At 71.5% G+C, this 17,878-nt stretch carries 15 protein-coding genes; 10 read left to right on the top strand and 5 right to left on the bottom strand.

Annotated elements, in window-relative coordinates:
• Positions 1-170: 170 nt before the first annotated feature.
• Complete coding sequence (locus ABZ855_RS17085) at positions 171-1,970, top strand: S8 family serine peptidase (protein ID WP_360807477.1); 1,800 nt, start codon at positions 171-173, stop codon at positions 1,968-1,970.
• 106 nt (positions 1,971-2,076) lie between these two features.
• Here the strand turns inward: ABZ855_RS17085 and ABZ855_RS17090 are convergent, their stop codons facing one another.
• A complete protein-coding gene (locus ABZ855_RS17090) occupies positions 2,077-2,943 on the bottom strand; it encodes an NAD(P)H-binding protein (RefSeq protein WP_360807479.1) in 867 nt (288 codons plus the stop codon).
• Positions 2,940-3,596, bottom strand: a complete 657-nt coding sequence (locus tag ABZ855_RS17095) for a ScbR family autoregulator-binding transcription factor (protein WP_360807481.1) — start codon at positions 3,594-3,596, stop codon at positions 2,940-2,942. Before ABZ855_RS17095 ends, ABZ855_RS17090 begins: the two co-directional genes overlap by 4 nt.
• Positions 3,597-3,853: 257 nt before the next feature.
• On the opposite strand from ABZ855_RS17095, the gene ABZ855_RS17100 reads away from it, so the two are divergent.
• From ABZ855_RS17100 to cyc2, 4 genes are all read left to right on the top strand, one after another.
• Positions 3,854-4,750 carry a ScbA/BarX family gamma-butyrolactone biosynthesis protein gene (locus ABZ855_RS17100; RefSeq protein WP_360807483.1) on the top strand — a complete coding sequence of 299 codons (897 nt, stop codon included), beginning with the start codon at positions 3,854-3,856 and terminating at the stop codon, positions 4,748-4,750.
• A gap of 73 nt (positions 4,751-4,823) precedes the next feature.
• Positions 4,824-5,474, top strand: a complete 651-nt coding sequence (locus tag ABZ855_RS17105; protein WP_360807485.1) for a ScbR family autoregulator-binding transcription factor — start codon at positions 4,824-4,826, stop codon at positions 5,472-5,474.
• Positions 5,475-5,705: 231 nt separating this feature from the next.
• Complete coding sequence (locus tag ABZ855_RS17110; RefSeq protein WP_360807487.1) at positions 5,706-6,923, top strand: damage-control phosphatase ARMT1 family protein; 1,218 nt, start codon at positions 5,706-5,708, stop codon at positions 6,921-6,923.
• Between the two features lie 126 nt (positions 6,924-7,049).
• Positions 7,050-9,203: a germacradienol/geosmin synthase Cyc2 gene (cyc2, locus tag ABZ855_RS17115; RefSeq protein ID WP_360807489.1), complete on the top strand. Its 2,154-nt coding sequence runs from the start codon at positions 7,050-7,052 to the stop codon at positions 9,201-9,203.
• 61 nt (positions 9,204-9,264) lie between these two features.
• Here the strand turns inward: cyc2 and ABZ855_RS17120 are convergent, their stop codons facing one another.
• Positions 9,265-10,794 carry a hypothetical protein gene (locus ABZ855_RS17120; protein WP_360807491.1) on the bottom strand — a complete coding sequence of 510 codons (1,530 nt, stop codon included), beginning with the start codon at positions 10,792-10,794 and terminating at the stop codon, positions 9,265-9,267.
• A gap of 181 nt (positions 10,795-10,975) precedes the next feature.
• Here ABZ855_RS17120 and ABZ855_RS17125 point away from each other — a divergent pair, with 181 nt between their 5' ends.
• Positions 10,976-11,635 carry a PDZ domain-containing protein gene (locus tag ABZ855_RS17125; RefSeq protein ID WP_360807493.1) on the top strand — a complete coding sequence of 220 codons (660 nt, stop codon included), beginning with the start codon at positions 10,976-10,978 and terminating at the stop codon, positions 11,633-11,635.
• A gap of 42 nt (positions 11,636-11,677) precedes the next feature.
• Here ABZ855_RS17125 and ABZ855_RS17130 read toward each other — a convergent pair whose 3' ends face one another.
• Positions 11,678-12,433 (bottom strand): phosphodiesterase, encoded by a 756-nt coding sequence (locus ABZ855_RS17130; protein WP_360807495.1) that lies wholly within the window; start codon positions 12,431-12,433, stop codon positions 11,678-11,680.
• A 205-nt stretch (positions 12,434-12,638) separates the two neighbouring features.
• Between ABZ855_RS17130 and ABZ855_RS17135 the strand changes: the two genes are divergently transcribed.
• Positions 12,639-13,766, top strand: coding sequence for an aminopeptidase P family protein (locus ABZ855_RS17135; RefSeq protein ID WP_360807497.1), 1,128 nt, complete (start codon positions 12,639-12,641; stop codon positions 13,764-13,766).
• 51 nt (positions 13,767-13,817) lie between these two features.
• Complete coding sequence (locus ABZ855_RS17140) at positions 13,818-14,768, top strand: aminoglycoside phosphotransferase family protein (RefSeq protein WP_360807499.1); 951 nt, start codon at positions 13,818-13,820, stop codon at positions 14,766-14,768.
• Between the two features lie 21 nt (positions 14,769-14,789).
• Here the strand turns inward: ABZ855_RS17140 and treZ are convergent, their stop codons facing one another.
• Positions 14,790-16,535, bottom strand: a complete 1,746-nt coding sequence (gene treZ / locus ABZ855_RS17145) for a malto-oligosyltrehalose trehalohydrolase (RefSeq protein WP_360807501.1) — start codon at positions 16,533-16,535, stop codon at positions 14,790-14,792.
• Between the two features lie 183 nt (positions 16,536-16,718).
• Here treZ and ABZ855_RS17150 point away from each other — a divergent pair, with 183 nt between their 5' ends.
• Together ABZ855_RS17150 and ABZ855_RS17155 are read left to right on the top strand one after the other, a co-directional pair.
• Positions 16,719-17,270 carry a DUF1707 and FHA domain-containing protein gene (locus ABZ855_RS17150; RefSeq protein ID WP_360807503.1) on the top strand — a complete coding sequence of 184 codons (552 nt, stop codon included), beginning with the start codon at positions 16,719-16,721 and terminating at the stop codon, positions 17,268-17,270.
• A gap of 94 nt (positions 17,271-17,364) precedes the next feature.
• Positions 17,365-17,823 carry an SSI family serine proteinase inhibitor gene (locus tag ABZ855_RS17155; RefSeq protein WP_360807505.1) on the top strand — a complete coding sequence of 153 codons (459 nt, stop codon included), beginning with the start codon at positions 17,365-17,367 and terminating at the stop codon, positions 17,821-17,823.
• Positions 17,824-17,878: the final 55 nt, after the last annotated feature.

Below are 17,878 nucleotides of genomic sequence, written 5' to 3' on the forward strand. Positions count from 1 at the left end.
ATGTTCCACCACAGCCGCCCCACAGGAAACCCCGAAACGGGCCGCTCGCGCTTGGCCGGCCGCTGCGCCGCTTTTCGAACCGCACCCCCCGCCGCTTCGAAGAAGAAGCGATTCGCCCGCCACTCCCCGCTGCCCCCGCGGCTCGGAGTACGGCCCCGAAAGGCAAGCCCTTGCGTACCTCACCCACCCGTGTCACGGGGCGGAAGCTGATATCCGTCGCCGCGGTCTCCGCCGCTCTGGTGGCTGCGGCCACCACCTCGGTCGCCGTCGCCCAGGAGCCCGCCGCCCAGGTCGCCACCCCGGACGCCGCCGCGCAGGCGGTCGCCGTTCCGGCCGAGCGACTCATCGTCGGCTACAAGTCCGGCGCCGCCGAGGCCACGTCGAACACGGCCGCCGACGCCGACGCCGCCGCCAAGGGCAAGGAGGCCGGCGAGAGCCTGGACTTCCAGCGCCGCCTCGGCACCGGTGCCGCCCTCGTCGACCTGGGCGACGAGCTCAGCAAGGCGGACGTCGCCGATGTCATCGCCGAGTACCAGGCCGACCCGCAGGTCGCCTATGTCGTGCCGGACCGCCTCAACAAGCCGATGGCGGACCCGAACGACACCGAGTACACCAAGCAGTGGGACCTGTTCGAGGCGACCGCGGGTATGCGCGTCCCGGGTGCCTGGACCACGTCGACCGGCACCGGCGTGACCGTCGCCGTCATCGACACCGGCTATGTCACCCACTCCGACGTCGCCGCGAACATCGTCGCCGGCTACGACTTCATCTCCGACACCGCGGTCTCCGTCGACGGCGACGGCCGCGACAGCAACCCGGCCGACCCCGGCGACTGGTACGCGGCCGGCGAGTGCGAGCAGCCGGAGGGCAGCTCCTCCTCCTGGCACGGCACCCACGTCGCGGGCACCATCGCCGCCGTCACCAACAACAGCAAGGGTGTCGCGGGCATCGCGTACAACGCGAAGGTCTCCCCGCTCCGGGTGCTCGGCAAGTGCGGCGGCTACGACTCCGACATCATCGACGCCATCACCTGGGCGTCGGGCGGCACGGTCTCCGGCGTTCCGGCCAACCAGAACATCGCCAAGGTCATCAACATGAGCCTCGGCGGGGGCGGCGCCTGCTCCTCGGCCACCCAGAGCGCCATCACCGCCGCGGTGAACCGCGGCACCACGGTGGTCGTCGCGGCCGGCAACGAGAACGCGAACGCCTCCACCTCCAGCCCGGCGAACTGCAACAACGTCATCACCGTCGGCGCGACCGGACGCACCGGCGCCCGGGCCTCGTACTCCAACTACGGCGCCGTCGTGGACATCTCGGCCCCCGGCGGCGAGATGAGCACCGGTACCGCCAACGGCATCCTCTCCACGCTGAACTCCGGCGCGAAGACCCCCTCCACCGAGTCGTACGCCTACTACCAGGGCACCAGCATGGCCACCCCGCACATCGCGGGCCTGGTCGCGCTGATGAAGTCGGCGAACTCCTCGCTCACCCCGGCGCAGATCGAAACGGCCATCAAGAGCAACGCCCGTGCGCTGCCCGTCAGTTGCTCGCTCGGTTGCGGTGCGGGTCTGGCCGACGCGACCAAGACCGTGCAGGCCGTGAGCGGCACCGGCGGCACGACGGGTACCGTCTTCTCCTCCTCCACCGCCGTCTCGATCCCGGACAACGGCTCCGCCGTCGAGTCCTCGATCGCCGTCACCGGCCGGACCGGCAACGCCCCTTCGGCCCTCCAGGTCGGCGTGGACATCACCCACACGTACCGCGGTGACCTGGTCATCACCCTGGTGGCTCCCGACGGCTCGACCTACCCGCTGAAGGCCTCGAGCACCTCGGACTCCGCCGACAACGTGAACACCACGTACACGGTGAACGCCTCCAGCGAGGTCGCCAACGGCACCTGGAAGCTGCGCGTCCAGGACGTCGCCGCCTCGGACACCGGCAAGATCAACGGGTGGACGCTCACCTTCTGATCCGGCCCGGCGGAGTGACAAGAACGGGCGGGTCGGCCGGCGTGGATGGACGCCGACCGACCCGTCGTCATTGGGGGGCCATTTCGCGAGCGCGCCCGCGAGATCGTCACTCGGGCTCCGGGCCGCCGAACTCCGTCAGGTGTTCCGTTGCCCAGTCCCGGTACCAGCGTGCCGGGCGGGCCAGCAACTTCGTTACGTCCGGCTCCACTTGGCCCTTCGAGCCGTCCCGGCCCCGGGCGGCACTCTTCACGAGGGCGCGGGCCACCGGTTCCGGACAGCGCGCCAGCAGACCCCGGAGCATCTGATCGTCCGTCAGTTCCACGAACTTCAGCGGGCGGCGCAGCAACTCGCCCAGGATCTCCGTCTGTTCCACTGGAGTGATCCCCGCCGGCCCGGTCAGCGCGTACGCCCGTCCGGTGTGTTCCGCCTGGGCCGTGAGTGCCCGTACCGCCACATCCGCGATGTCCCGCGGGTCGATCGCCGCGGTCGCCATCGTGCCGTTCGCGCCCCGCACCACGCCCTCGGCCCGGATCGAACGGGCCCAGCCCAGTGTGTTGGACATGAACGCGCGCGGTCGCAGCAGGGTCCAGGACAGGCCGGACCCGCGCAGCAGCCCCTCGTTCTCCCGCTGCCACTCCGTCACCAGGTCGGTCGCGTCGGGCTCGGTCACCGACAGGGTGGTCAGCTTCACCACATGGTGAACTCCCGCGTCCCGGGCGGCCTGGAGGAAGTTCTCGTCGTGTACGTGCGTCATCGGATCCGCGGTGACGAGCAGCGCCGACCGTACGCCGGTCAGCGCCCGGCGCAGGCTCGCGGGGTCCTCGAAGTCACCGCCCACCACCTCGGCGTGCGGGCCCGCGAACGCGGCGGCGCGGGCCGGGTCACGGGCCAGCAGCCGTACGGGCTCGGCGGCGGGAAGGCGCGCGGCGACCAGCCGGCCGACGGTGCCGGTCGCGCCGGTCAGCAGGATCACGACGCCTTCAGATCGAGCGAGTCGGGCACGGCGAGGACACGGGAACCCCGGTCCGCCCTGCTGTCGAGGCCGAGCAGCAGCCCCGGCACCGCCAGGCTCGGCAGGATGTGCGCCCACAGCACGGACAGCCGGTGGCCGAGATCGGCCCGGTCGGTCATCGCCCGCGACATCAGCTGGATGCCGGTGAAACCGCCGACCAGCAGGTCCACCGTCTCCGGCGGATCCACCGTGGGCAGCAACTCCCCCTGCTCACGGGCCTGTTCCATGAGGGACGTCAGCCGCTCCGACCACTGCCTGAAGGGCTGCGAGTGATCGACGTGGTTCGGCGTCTCCTGGTCCACGGCCAGCCGAACACTGCCCCGCAGCAGGGAGTTGGTCCGCAGTCGCTGGCCGACCACGAACGTCATGTCGATGATCTCCTGCAACTTGCAGGGCTGCGGCGGCACACTGCCGAACGGCACCTGCTCGTCGAGGACCGCCTGCGCCAGGGATTCCTTGGAAGGGAAGTGGAAGTACAGGGCGCCCTTGGTCACCTCGGCCCGCTCCAGCACCATCGAGATGGTCGTGGAGGTGTAGCCGTGCTCGTCGAAAACCGCGCCCGCGGCTTCCAGGATCGCCCTGCGCGTCCTGATGGCGCGCTCCTGCTTCGCCATAAGAGCCCCTCCCTGGCGCCCAGTTGACCGGTGTCCGTGCCGGTGCCGAAATTGGGTGTCGTACTGGCGTGTGCGGCGCGGGTCAGGTGCGCCGGAACCGCCGATCATAGGGCCGGACCGGCTCATCTCGTTGAAAACAAACCGGTCGCCTCGTACTCTATCGCTCACCGAAGCGGGCGCCTTTCCGTCTGCCACGCCACAAGGGGACCGAGGGAGAGACATTGCCTCCAGTGCCGCAGTCTGCCGAAATCCCGACCATGACGGCTGGTGTTCCGCGTCAGCTGGTGCACCGCGCGGCGATCGCCGAGACGTTCCCGACCAGTTGGTCCCGAACAGGGACCGACCGGTTCAGCGTCTCCGCGCAATGGCCGCGTGCCCATTGTTTACACGTGTCGCCCGATCGGACGGCATACGATCCGCTGCTCGTCGTGGAGACCGTACGCCAGGCCGGAACCCTGCTCAACCACACCGAGTACCAGGTGCCGTTGGACCACCAGTTCGTGCTCCAGGAGTTCCGGATCACCACCGTCCCCGAGTACCTGGGCGTCGGGCCGGTTCCGGCCGAACCCGTCGTCGACATCACCTTCTCCGACATCCGCCACCGGGGCAAGCGTCTTGTCTCGGCCCGCTACGAGGCCGACGTACGGCTTGACGGCCGACGGGTCGCGCACGCCGATGTCGCCTTCACCTGCACCAGCGGCGCCGTTTTCAGCCGGCTGCGCGGCGGCCGTACGGCGGACACGGTCACCGCGCTGCCCGTGCCGCCGGGCCTCCTCGCCGCCGACGTCGGCCGGGAATCCGCGGCGGATGTGGTGCTGGCACCACCCCAACAGGCGGAAGCTCACTGGCAGTTGCGAGTTGATACCGGTCATGCCGTTTTCTTCGACCACCCACTTGACCACATACCGGGCATGCTGCTCCTCGAGTCCGCCCGCCAGGCCGCGATGGCCCGGACGGGCCCCGACAGCGGCCTGATACCCGTGTCCTTCGACACGACCTTCCACCAGTTCGCCGAACTGGACCTGCCCACCTGGATCGAGTCGACGGACGAGGGTGGCGGCACCCTGAAGGTGGTGGGAACGCAGGAGGGAAGCACGGTTTTCGAGTGTGTGGTGGGCACTGCGGAACGGTCGGCTATCTTGTACGGGGAGTAAGAAACAAACGGCATATCCCGTTTTTCTTCGGGGAGTTCGGGAGCACCGGGACGTTGGGGAGGGATGGACGGCGATGGCGAGGCAATTACGCGCCGAGCAGACCCGCGCGACGATCATCACGGCGGCGGCCGACCTGTTCGACCGGCACGGCTACGAGTCGACCAGCCTGAGCGACATAGTCGAGCACGCCCATGTCACCAAGGGCGCCCTCTACTTCCACTTCGCGGCGAAGGAGGACCTGGCCCACATCATCCTGGAGATCCAGTCCCGGACCTCCCGGCGGATGGCCAGAGACATCGACGGCCGCGGCTACACCTCGCTCGAAGCGTTGATCCGCGTCACCTTCGGGATCACGCGGATGGCCGTCGAGGGTCCGATCGCCCGGGCGGGTCTGCGTCTGGCCGCCGGAGACGTCGCCGTACGGCCGCCGCTGCGACACCCCTTCCGGGAGTGGTCGGAGATGGCCTCCGGCAAACTCATCGGCGCGGTCAGGGAGGCCGACGTGCATCCGGACGTCGATGTCGAGGCGATGGCGCACTCCCTCGTCAGCTTCTTCGTGGGCAGCCGTGTGGTCAGCCGCGCGGTGGAGCCGGTGGCGCGCCAGCCCCGGCGGACGGCGGACATGTGGCGGCTCACCATCCGGGCACTGGTGCCCACGCCGAGGCGGGCACGGTATCTGAGCCTGGTGGCCCAACTGGAGCGGGAGATACGGGCGGTGGCGTGAGGCGGGTGGGAAGGGCGGTCCCGTCCGACCCCGGTGCGCGGGCTTGCGCCCGCATGCGGGCCGGGCGGGGGGTCCCGGGCCGCCTGCCCGCGCGTGAGGCTCGTGTGTGCGGTGCGCGCGTGAGGGTCGTGAGTGAACCTGTGCGTGCGGCCCGTGCGTGACGCCCGTGCGTGAAGCCTGTGCGTGTCGATGTCCCCGGCCGCGTTTTTCGCTGACGGTACGGTGAGGCGTATGCCTGCCTCCGACTCCGTGTCCCCGCCCGTGATCCTCGGCAACGAGCCGGGCTCGTTCCCCTGGAGTGTGCTGGCCGAGCGGCACCCCGCGCTCATCCGGAAGGTGCGGGACGCCTTCCCGTACGGCCCCGAGCAGCACCGCGCGCTCGACGCGCTCCTCAAGAACTGCACCGAGGGCGCCGTCGAACCGCTCCCCGCCGGCGCCGAGGACCGGGAGCAGTGGGAGGAGTGGGGCACCCGGGAGTACGCGGGACAGTCCTGGTTCGATGTGCCGTGGCTGTGGGCGGAGGGCTACTTCTACCGCCAACTCCTCCAGGCGGTCGGGTACTTCGGGGCGACAGACGAAAGCGGGAGGAGCGAGGGAAGCGGGGACGCGTGGCGGGGGATCGACCCCTTCCGCCCCTTCAAGCTCGCCGAACTGGACGCCCCCGAGACCGACGAGGAACTCGCCGCGCTCGACGACCTCGTGGGCCGGCCCGAGGAGGAGCAGGCGCGCGCCCTGCTCCACGGGTCGCTGTGGGGCAACCGGGCCGACCTCGGCTTCAGGCTCTCCGGCGCGGACGAGGGCAAAGAGGCGGCAGGACTCGTCGCCGACGACAGCGAGGCCCTCTGGTCGCTGCTCGGGCCGGCGCGGCGCGCCGCCGGCACGGTGTGTCTGGTCGCGGACAACGCGGGCCGCGAACTCGTCCCCGACCTGCTGCTCCTGGACCACCTGCTCACCCGGGGGTACGCGGGGCACGCGGTTCTGCACGTCAAACCACACCCGTACTTCGTCTCCGACGCGACGACCGCCGATGTTGTCGACGCCCTGCGCCGGTTGACCCGCGCGCCGGGGGAGGCCGCCGCGTACGGCCGTCGCCTCTGGTCCGCGATGGCCGAGGGCCGGCTCGTGGTGCGCGCCCACCCCTTCTCCTGCGGCCCGCTGGCGTACACGGAGATGCCCGACGATCTTCGCGAGGAGTTCGCGTCGGCCACGGTCACCCTGATGAAGGGGGACCTGAACTACCGTCGCCTGGTCGGTGACCGCCTCAGGCCCCCCACCACGCCGTTCGCCGACGTGACCGCGTACTTCCCCGGCCCGGTCGCCGCCCTGCGCACCCTGAAGTCGGATGTGATCGTCGGTCTCGACGCCCGGACGGAGGCGGCGCTCGTCGCCGCGGAGGGGCAGCGCTGGCGCACGAGCGGAACCCGTGCGGTGATTCAGGTGTCGTCGTAGTGATCGCATGTTGAGTGAACTCACAACGCCCGTCCGGAATCCCGGAATCGGTCCTGATTCACGCGATGGTGTGATCATGTGCGGCTGGGCGGATGGTGAGTCCGGTGCAGGGGTAGGGCCCCGCCCATGACACAGCCGTTCGTACTCCCGCACTTTTATATGCCGTATCCCGCGCGGCTCAACCCGCATCTGGACGAGGCGCGCGCCCATTCGACCGTCTGGGCACGGGAGATGGGAATGCTGGAGGGTTCAGGCGTCTGGGAGCAGTCCGATCTGGACGCGCACGACTACGGGTTGTTGTGCGCGTACACGCATCCCGACTGCGACGGGCCCGCCCTCTCGTTGATCACCGACTGGTACGTGTGGGTGTTCTTCTTCGACGACCACTTCCTGGAGGTGTTCAAGCGCAGCCAGGACCGCGACGGCGGCAAGGCCTATCTGGACCGGCTGCCCCTTTTCATGCCGCTCGACCTCTCGACGCCCGTACCGGAGCCGCAGAACCCGGTGGAGGCGGGCCTCGCCGACCTCTGGGCGCGCACGGTTCCGGCGATGTCGGTGGACTGGCGCAGGCGGTTCTCCGTCGCCACCGAGCATCTGCTGAACGAGTCGATGTGGGAACTTTCCAATATCAACGAGGGACGTGTCTCCAACCCCGTCGAGTACATCGAGATGCGCCGCAAGGTCGGCGGCGCGCCCTGGTCGGCCGGGCTCGTGGAGTACGCGACGGCCGAAGTGCCCGCGTCCGTCGCGGAGTCGAGGCCGTTGCGGGTACTGATGGAGACCTTCTCGGACGGGGTCCACCTGCGCAACGACCTGTTCTCCTACCAGCGGGAGGTCGAGGACGAGGGCGAGCTCAGCAACGGTGTGCTCGTCCTGGAGACCTTCTTCGGGTGCACCACCCAGGAGGCCGCCGAGACCGTCAACGACATCCTCACCTCGCGGCTCCACCAGTTCGAGCACACCGCGCTCACCGAGGTGCCCGGGCTGGCCCTGGAGAAGGGACTCACGCCGGACGAGATCGGCGCGGTCGCCGCGTACACGCGCGGACTGCAGGACTGGCAGTCGGGCGGCCACGAGTGGCACCTGCGCTCCAGCCGGTACATGAACGAAGGCGCGCTGGAGGAGTCGCGGCCGTTCGCGATGGGCGGGTTCGGTACGTCCGCCGCCAACATCGGCGCGCTGCTGGCCTCGGCCGGCGCCGAACGCATGCGCGCCTACACGCACGTGCCCTACCAGCAGGTCGGCCCCTCACAACTGCCCGATTTCTACATGCCGTTCCGGCTCAACCTCAGTCCGCACCTGGACGGCGCCCGCGGTCGTCTCACCAGCTGGACGCACAGCGTGGGCATGCTCCAGGAGGGCGTCTGGGACGAGGACAAGCTCGCCGCGGCCGACCTGCCGCTGTGCGCGGCCGGCATCCACCCCGACGCGACCGCCGACGCCCTCGACCTCAGCTCCGCCTGGCTGGCCTGGGGCACCTACGGCGACGACTACTACCCCCTGGTCTTCGGCCACCGCCGCGATCTGGCCGCGGCCCGTCTGTGTACCGAGCGTCTCTCCGCCTGCATGCCCATCGAGGGCGACGCCTTCCCCGTCCCGGTCAACGCCATGGAACGCGGCCTCATCGACCTGTGGCGGCGCACGACGGTCACGATGACCCCCGACCAGCGGCGCACCTTCCGCGCGGCGGTGGACGTGATGACCGAGAGCTGGGTGTGGGAACTGCTCAACCAGTCCCAGAACCGCATCCCCGACCCGATCGACTATCTGGAGATGCGCCGCGCCACCTTCGGCTCGGACCTCACGATGAGCCTGTGCCGCATCGGCCACGGCCGGACCGTGCCGCCGGAGATCTACCGCAGCGGCCCCGTCCAGTCGCTGGAGAAGGCCGCCTCCGACTACGCGATGCTCATCAACGACGTCTTCTCCTACCAGAAGGAGATCCAGTACGAGGGGGAGATCCACAACGGCATCCTCGTCGTCCAGAACTTCTTCGGCTGCGACTACCCGACCGCGCTCGGCATCATCCACGACCTGATGACCCAGCGCATGCAGCAGTTCGAGCATGTCGCCGCGCACGAGTTCCCGGTCCTGTACGAGGACTTCAAGCTCACGGACGAGGCACGCGCGACCATGGACGGATATGTGGCCGAGCTGCGGAACTGGCTGTCCGGCATCCTGAACTGGCACCAGCAGGTCCCTCGCTACAAGTCCGACCACCTGGCAAGCAGGGCCCACGGCTTCCTCCCGGACCGCGGCTCGGCACTGATGCTCGGCTGACCCGCACGCTCGCACGCCCGCCCGCTCGGAGGCCGCCCGGCGATGTCCGGGGCGTCTCCCGTCAGCCGAGGTCGCGCACCCGCTCCGCCGTGTCCTCGGCGAGCTCCCGGACGCCCATCGAAGCGTTCCCCGAGAGCTCGCCGAGTATCGCGTCCGAGGCGGTCAGCAGGGCGCGGGCCTCCTCCGGGAGGTCCGCGTCGGCCAGCGCGCGGGTCAGGGCGTAGTGCTCCTCGGCGATGAAACGGCCGAGGTTCACCCCGTGCCACAGCCGCAGGGAGGTGTCCCGGGGGTCGGTGAGGACCGCGCGCAGGGCCGCCAGCGTGGCGGTGGCCTGGGACAGCAGGCCCAGTTCCCGTTCGAGGCGGGCCTGTGTCAGCCGGGCCGACACCCGGGCCCACGCCGTGTCCTGCAGGGCCGCGAACAGACGCTGGGCGCGCAACGCCTGGAACGTGTCTCCCAGTTCCTCGAAACCCCGGCCGAGCGCACGCAGCGGGGAGGTGTCCAGGGCGTCAGCCGCCCCACCGGGCCGCCGGAGCAGGTGCTGCCCCAACTCGATCTCGTCCAGCCGTCGGATCAGGGCGACCCGGGCCAGTTCCGTCATCCCCTGGTCGCGGGCGAGGTCCGTCCAGGTGAACACCGGCTCGTCCGACGGGTCCGTGCCGAACATCGAGGCGTCCGTCTCCAGCGCCCACCGCCGCAGATCGGCGCCCGAGTCACCTGGACCCGGCAGGTCGCTCAGACCGCACACCGTGTCGAAGTCCGTGTCCCGGACCTCGTGCAGCAGCGGCAGGTCCTCGGCCAAGCCGTGCAGGCCCACCAGGACGGCTCCGAGGCGCAGTTCGTCCGTCATCGACGCCTGGGCCTCGTACCTCACCAGCTGCCGCAGCAGGCCCAGGTCGTCGGCCGCGCGGTCGAACTGCGCCGCGCGCAGGGCGAGTCGGCGGCGCAGCGGGTCCCGGGCCACCGCGTCCCACGCCGCAGGGCCCTCGCCCGCCCGCAGTGCGGCCAGATCGGCCCGGCCCTGCGCGAGTACCGGTTCCCACAGCGGCGGGCGGGGATGCCGGTCGAGTCGTTCGTACGCACCGCCCTCCTCCGCGTTGAGCAGCAGGAAGTCGGGCTCGGTGCGCAGCAGAGCCGTGTGCAGCATGCCTATCAGCTCCACCGGGGAGCGCTCGGGCAGCCCCAACTGGGCCCGGAGTTCGGCGCGTTCGGCGTCGATGTCGTAGTCCGCGCGGATCTCCTCCTCCGTCTCCGCGATCCGCGCGAGGATCTTCTCCGTACCGTCGGCGGGCGACAGGTCCAGGTAGTCGTGCCAGCCGGGCAGGCCGATCACCGTCTCGAGCGCCTCGTCGGCACTGGCGGCGATGATCCCGGCCGAGCCCTCCGAGTCGGCGTACAGCACGGACCCGTCCGCGCACAGGAAATAGGTACCGCCCGTGCCGTCACCCGCCACTGGCGTCAGCGGTCCGCCCGAGGCGAGGCGGACCTCCTCCGCGTGATCGGCGCGGTCGAGGTCGAACTCGAACGGGAACGCGGCCAGTTCGGCGGCGGAACGGCTCTGTCGCAGCAGCCGCAGGGCGTGATCGGTCATGCGGCAGAACGTAACAGCCCCCACTGACAACGGGATGATCCGCTCCCGTCGGCGGTTTACGGACCTTCTCCGCCCTATGCGATGAGAGCTGCCCATGTCCGACGCCCTGTCAGTCTCACTCGTTCGTGGCTCGTCGTACGCCGGTGCGCCGGGTAGAGCACCTGCCGGAGGCGAACGAACCATGGAACAGACTGCGCTGCGTCCCAAGCCGATGCCCGGGCGGGAACCGGCCGACGGCACCACATCCCGCCCGTCCCGGCGCCCGCATGCCGCGCGCCGACGCGGACGACGGCTGACGACCCTGCTGTTCGGCCTGTTCATCGGGACCGTCCTGGTTCTCGCGGGCGCCGGACTCGGCACCCTCGGCGCCACGGGGATCGGCCTGAGCAAGCTCGCGGAGCTGCAGCGTCAGGCCGGGCAGGGCGGGCGGACCGGCCAGCCGGGGGAGGGGCCGGGCGCGCCCGGCGGAACGCCCGCCGAGCCGGGCGTCGGGTCCCGGTCCGGGTCCGCGTCTGGGGCGGGACCCGCCAAGTCGCCCTCGGGCGGCGCGAGCCCGGCCTCCGCGCCGCCCGCCGTGACCGCGACGCTCGGTCTGGAGGCCGTCGACGCCGCGAAGGCGGGAGCCCTGCTCGTCGGCGTCCATGTCCCCGGCCCCGGCTACACCGCGGGCCTCGTGCGGGGTGACGTAATCCTCGCGTTCGGCGGGACCCGGATCGACTCGGCGGCCGATCTCGCCCGGGCGGTCGGCCGCGCCCGGCCCGGGGCGGAGATCACCCTCACGGTTCAGCACCGCAGCGGCGGCTACCAGCAGTTGGTCGCCGTCCCGGGCGTCGTCACCTGACCGCCCCCGTGACCTGACCGACCCCCGCCTCACCGCAACCCCTCACACGACCACCCGGAAGTGGCTGGTCAGCTGTCCCTCGTCGGTCAGTACATGGAAGGCGAGGCCTACCGGCGCGTCCCGGTCCGCCATCTGCTCGCCCTCCCAGGGCAGCCGGAGTGTCCACGTCACCCCGGGGCCGACGAGCAGCGGGCGGCCGGCGAAGGTCGTGGCGGCCGGGGTGTGCGCATGCCCGGTGATCAGCCCGGCGATCCGGGGCCTGCGTTCCATCAGGGCGGCCAGTCGGCCTGGGTGGGCCAGCTGGTAGGCGTCCGGCAGGGGATGGTGCAGGGCGACCGGCGGATGGTGGAAGGCGAGCAGTGCCGGGACGCCGTCGTCCAGCTCGTCGAGGGTGCCCTCGATCCAGTCGTACGTCTGGTCGTCGAGGGCGCCCGCGTCGCTGCCGGGCACGCTGGAGTCGCACATCAGGACGGCGCCGTCGTCGAAGACGTGCGCGCTGTTGACCGGTCCGTCGTCGGCGGGCAGCCCGAGCAGGGCCTTGCGGTAGGGCGCGCGGCTGTCGTGGTTGCCCGGGCAGGTGAGCACCGGGAAGGGCGCGTCGCCGGTGCGCAGGCCGAGGATGTGCGCGGCCTCCTCGTACTCGGCCTCCGTGCCGTGGTCCGCGATGTCCCCGGTCACCAGCAGGGCGTCCACGCGTCCCGGCAGCTCCCACAGCCGGTCGCGCACCCGTTCGGCGCGGGCCGTGGAGCGTGCGGTCCCGTCGAGGTGCAGATCGCTGATGTGGGCGAGTACGAGCATGGCCTTCCCTTCCTCGGTTAATGGTTCGAGGAGATCTAAGCATTAGATTTAATGGTTGCTCAACTCCCAACCGTTAGTTGAGAGGGTGGAGGCAGGTGAGGAAGGCGGGAGGAAGGTGGTTACCGTCGTCAACCGGCTCGCGCCGCCCCGCGCATCCGGGCAGGATGCTGCCCGTAGCCCCTCGCGCCCTTTCACGGAGGCCCGGATGACCGGCAGCAGGCCCGCGCGCTTCACCGCCGACGACTACCGGGCCCGGATGCGGCGCGCCGCCCGGGCGGCCGAGGACGCGGGGCTCGCCGGGCTCCTGGTGGCGCCGGGACCGGACCTCGTGTGGCTCACCGGCTACGCGCCCACCGCGGTCACCGAGCGCCTCACCCTGCTCGTACTGGCCGCCGGACAGGACCCCGTCCTGGTGGTCCCCGCGCTGGAGGCCCCGGACGCGGCACACGCGGTGGGCGCGCCCGCCCTGACCCTGCGCGACTGGACCGACGGCAAGGACCCCTACGCGGCCACCGCGTCCCTCCTCGAGCCGACAGGCCGCTTCGGGGTCAGCGACAACGCGTGGGCACTGCACCTGCTGGCACTCCAGCGGGCGCTGCCCGACACCTCGTACATCTCCCTCACCGAGGGACTGCCGATGCTGCGCGCGGTGAAGGACGCGGCGGAACTGGCCCACCTGGCAGCCGCGGGCGCGGCTGCCGACGCAACGTACGAGGAGATCCGGAAGGTTCCCTTCGGCGGACGCCGGGAGAGTGACGTCGCGGGTGACGTCGCCGATCTGCTGCGGCGGTTCGGGCACTCCCAGGTCGACTTCACCATCGTCGCCTCCGGCCCCAACGGCGCCAATCCGCACCACGAGGCCGGTGACCGTGTCATCGAGCGGGGCGACATGGTCGTCCTCGACTTCGGCGGGCTGCTGCACGGCTACGGCTCCGACACCTCCCGCACGGTCCACGTCGGCGAACCGGACGCCGAGCGGCGCAGGGTCCACGACATCGTGCGCGAGGCCCAGGAAGCCGGTTTCCGCGCCGTGCGGCCCGGCGCCGCGTGCCAGGACGTCGACCGGGCGGCCCGCACGGTCATCGCCGAGGCCGGGTACGGCGAGTACTTCATCCATCGCACCGGTCACGGCATCGGCGTCACCACGCACGAGCCGCCGTACATGATCGAGGGCGAGGAACTGCCCCTCGTCCCCGGCATGTGCTTCTCCGTGGAACCCGGCGTCTACCTGCCCGGGCGCTTCGGGGTACGCATCGAGGACATCGTCACCGTGACCGACGGCGGCGGCCGGCGCCTCAACAACACGACCCGCGAGCTGGTCATAGTGGACTGACCGAACAGCCCGACCCCTCCGCCCCCACCCCCGGACGACAGCGGCGCGACGATGACCCAGGCACCGACACCCACCGCGGACACGGTCCGCCGACTGGTCCGTTCCCTGCTCGCGGACGGCACCGCCGGCCCGGGCGGCCCGAGCCCGACCGGCACCGGACCCGACATCCGGCCCACCGGCGACCCGTCCACCTGGTGGGTGGGCTCCCGGCACACACTGCGCCTGGCCCCCGACCGCGAGGCCTCCGCGCGACTGCGCCGCGAACTGCGCCTGCGTGACCTCGTACGCCCGCACATCGCTGTCGCGGTCCCCGGCGCGGTGGCGCACGGCGAGTGGGCCGAAGGGCTGGCCTACACGCTGGACACGAGGCCGCCCGGCGGCTTGGCCGAGGAGCACGACATCTCCGCCGTCGGCGAGGCCGACCTGGCCGCGCTGCTCACGGGGCTGCGCGAGGTCCCCGTACGCCAGGCGGAGACGCTCGGTGTGCCGCGGGTCGGGCCACGCTCCCTCGAGGCGCTGCGCCGAGCCGCCGCGCAGGCGGCCGAACGCCTCGCCGCGGCCGACGAGTTCGACCCCTCGCTCCTCCAGCAGCTGACCCCGTCCGCCACCACGCAGCTCGCAGCGCAGGCCGGTACGCCGGTCCTCGTGCACCACGGCCTCGGGGGCGGCCACCTCGTGGTGAGCGCGGACGGCCGGGTGCGTGGCGTCGTCGACTGGACCGACGCGGTCGTCGGTGACCCGGCCGAGGACATCGCCGGCCTCGCCCTCGCGGTCGGCTCGCCCGCTGCCGTACGGGCCGCCACCCTCGCCGGCTACGCGGCCCGTCCCTGCCTGCGCGGCCTGTGGCTCGCCCGCTGCGACACGGTTCTCCGGCTGGCCGAGAGCCTCGCGCGCCGCGAGACAGGCCCCCTGCCGGTGCTCAGGGTCCAGCTGCGGCGCGCGTGGGAGGCGATCCTGCTGGAACGGGTGACCGAGCTGCGGGAGGACGGCGACGAGGAGTAGTCCGGCCCCCTTTGGCTCACCTCATCCTTGCTCCAGCACCACGCAGGACTCTCCGGGGACATGCAACAGGCCGTCCGCGCCCGGCAGTTCGACCGGTTCCCAGGCGGCCAGCACCAGCGCCCGGCGGGGGCCGAGCGGGATGGCCGCCGACTTCGTGGACAGGTTCGCCACCACCCGTACGTCGCCCCGGCGGAAGCCGATCCAGCGGGCCTCCTCGTCGTGGGCGACCTTGATGTCCGAGAGATCCGGGTCCGTGAGGTCGGGCTGGCTGTGGCGCAGGGCGATCAGGTCCCGGTACCAGGACAGCACGCGCGCGTGGGGCTCACGTCCGGGCTCCGACCAGTCGAGGCAGGAGCGGTCGCGCGTCGCCGGGTCCTGTGGGTCCGGCACGTCCTCCTCGGCCCAGCCGTGCGAGGTGAACTCCCGTCGCCGGCCGCGCCGTACGGCCTCGGCGAGCTCCGCGTCCGTGTGGTCGGTGAAGAACTGCCACGGGGTGCCCGCGGCCCACTCCTCGCCCATGAACAGCATCGGCGTGAACGGCCCGGTGAGCATCAGCGCGGCGCCGCAGGCCAGCAGCCCGGGGGAGAGGGAGGCCGAAAGGCGGTCGCCCTGGGCGCGGTTGCCGATCTGGTCGTGGGTCTGCGTGTAGCCGAGCAGCCGGTGCGCGGCGACACCGGTGCGGTCGAGCGGGCGGCCGTGCAGACGGCCCCGGAAGCTCGAGTACGTGCCGTCGTGGAAGTAGCCGCCCGTGAGCGTCTTGGCGAGCGCGGCGAAGGGGGCCCGCGCGAAGTCCTCGTAGTAGCCCTGCGACTCGCCGGTCAGCGCGGTGTGCAGCGCGTGGTGGAAGTCGTCGCTCCACTGCGCGTGCAGCCCGAGGCCGCCGCCCGCGCGCGGGGTGACGAGCCGCGGGTCGTTGAGGTCGGACTCGGCGATCAGGGACAGCGGGCGGCCCAGGTCGGCGGCGAGGGCGTCCACGGCCGTCGACAGCTCCTCCAGGAAGTGGCACGCGCGCGTGTCCCGCAGCGCGTGCACCGCGTCCAGCCGCAGACCGTCGATCCGGTAGTCGCGCAGCCAGGCCAGCGCGCTGCCGAGCAGATAGGCGCGCACCTCGTCCGAACCGGGCGCGTCCAGGTTCACCGCGGAGCCCCAGGGCGTCTGATGGGTGTCCGTGAAGTACGGGCCGAACGCGGGCAGATAGTTGCCGGACGGCCCCAGGTGGTTGTGCACGACGTCCAGGACGACACCGAGGCCGAGCGCGTGCGCCTGGTCGACAAAGCGTTTCAGGGCCTCGGGGCCGCCGTACGGCTCGTGCACGGCCCACAGGGACACCCCCTCGTACCCCCAGCCGTGCCGCCCCGGGAACGGGCACAGCGGCATCAACTCGACGTGGGTGACACCCAGTTCCACCAGATGGCCGAGCCGCTCCGCCGCCGCGTCCAGCGTGCCCTCGGGCGTGTACGTACCGACGTGCAGCTCGTACAGGACCGCGCCCGGCAGCGCGCGGCCCGCCCAGTCGGTGCGCCAGGTGTGGCGCCCGTGGTCGACGACGGCGCTCAGCCCGTCCGGGCCGTCCGGCTGACGGCGTGAGCGCGGGTCGGGCAGGACGGGGCCGTCGTCCACGGCGAAGCCGTAACGGGACCCGTCGCCCGCCTCGGCCTCGCCGGACCACCAGCCCGTACGCTCCGGATCGCGTTCCAACGCGCGCGTGGCGCCGTCGCACCGGAGTGTCACACGACTGGCCTGCGGAGCCCACACCTCGAAGTGCACGGACGGATCCCCTTCGTCTGCGTGACTGTGCCCACCGGGAGGTAGCCCGTCCCATGGTGCTCCAAACACCGACTCTCCGTGCTTGAATCTTCATCTTTGCCTGAGGTGTCGTCAGGTCGGCCCGCCGGCCGCCGTTTCCGCGTTTTCTGGACACCCCGCGCGTGCTGCCCGACAATCACGAACGTGACGTCGTCCTTCGAGTTCCACACGTATCCGGCTCGCCTCTCCGACGCGGAGCGCGACCGGGCGCTGAAGGCACTCCGGGACGGGGTCGCGCTGGGCCGGCTCTCGCACGACACGTTCATCCGGCGCATGGAGCTCGCGCTCGTCGCCCGCCGCTCCGACGAACTGGCCGTCCTCACCGCCGACCTGCCCACCGAGAGCCGGATGTCCCGACTGGTGTTCGGGACGGTCGAAGCGGTCTCCGGTTTCACGGTACGGCTGCGCAGGGCCTGGCAGGCCGAGCGGCTGCCCAAGCTGCTGCTGCCCCACCCCGGCAACGGCCACCCGCTGCGCATAGGGCGCGACCCCGCCAACGGCCTGCGGCTCACCCATGAGACCGTCTCGCGTGTCCACGCCGAACTCCGGCACCAGGGCAGCCTGTGGGTGCTGCGCGACCTCGGTTCGACCAACGGCACGACGGTCAACGGCCGCCGGGTGATCGGCGCGGCCGTCGTCCGGGCCGGCGACCAGATCAGCTTCGGGCACATGGCGTTCAGGCTCTCGGCGGAGTGAGGAAGCGCGCGAACCGGCAGCCACGCGCGCGCGTGGGCTCCCGTTCGGGTGAGTCGGACTGCGGTGCGGGGGCCGCGCTGCCGATGCACAGGGAATGACCCACACGATCGCAACCGCCGGCACGACCAAGCCCGTACGTGTCGTCAGGACCGTCAGGACCGCGCGAGCGGTACGCGGCGCCCTGCTGGCAGTCGGCCTCCTCGTCGCCGGTTCCGCCCCCGCCCAGGCGCTCTCCCAGCACGACGTCCAGGACAACTGGCTCTACGTCAGCGTCACCAAGGGTGAGCCGGGCTCCGCGGACACCCGCCGCACACTCGTGCTGTGCGACCCGCCCCAGGGGCACGCGCACGCCGCCCGGGCCTGCGCGGAACTCGCCCGCGCGGACGGCGACATCGGCTCCATCCCGCCGCGGAAAATCCTCTGCCCGATGCTCTACTCACCCGTCACCGTGCACGCGCGGGGCGAGTGGAACGGCCGAGCGCGGGAGTACGACAAGACGTTCTCCAACGCGTGCGAACTGGGAGCGCGGACCGGCGCGGTCTTCGCGCTGTAGGCGCACTCCGGGGGCCCATCGGAGGGACGAGGTGAACGGCTTCGCCCAGTCCCTC

The sequence above is a fragment of the Streptomyces sp. NPDC047042 genome, assembly GCF_040644035.1.
Classification (GTDB): Bacteria; Actinomycetota; Actinomycetes; order Streptomycetales; family Streptomycetaceae; genus Streptomyces.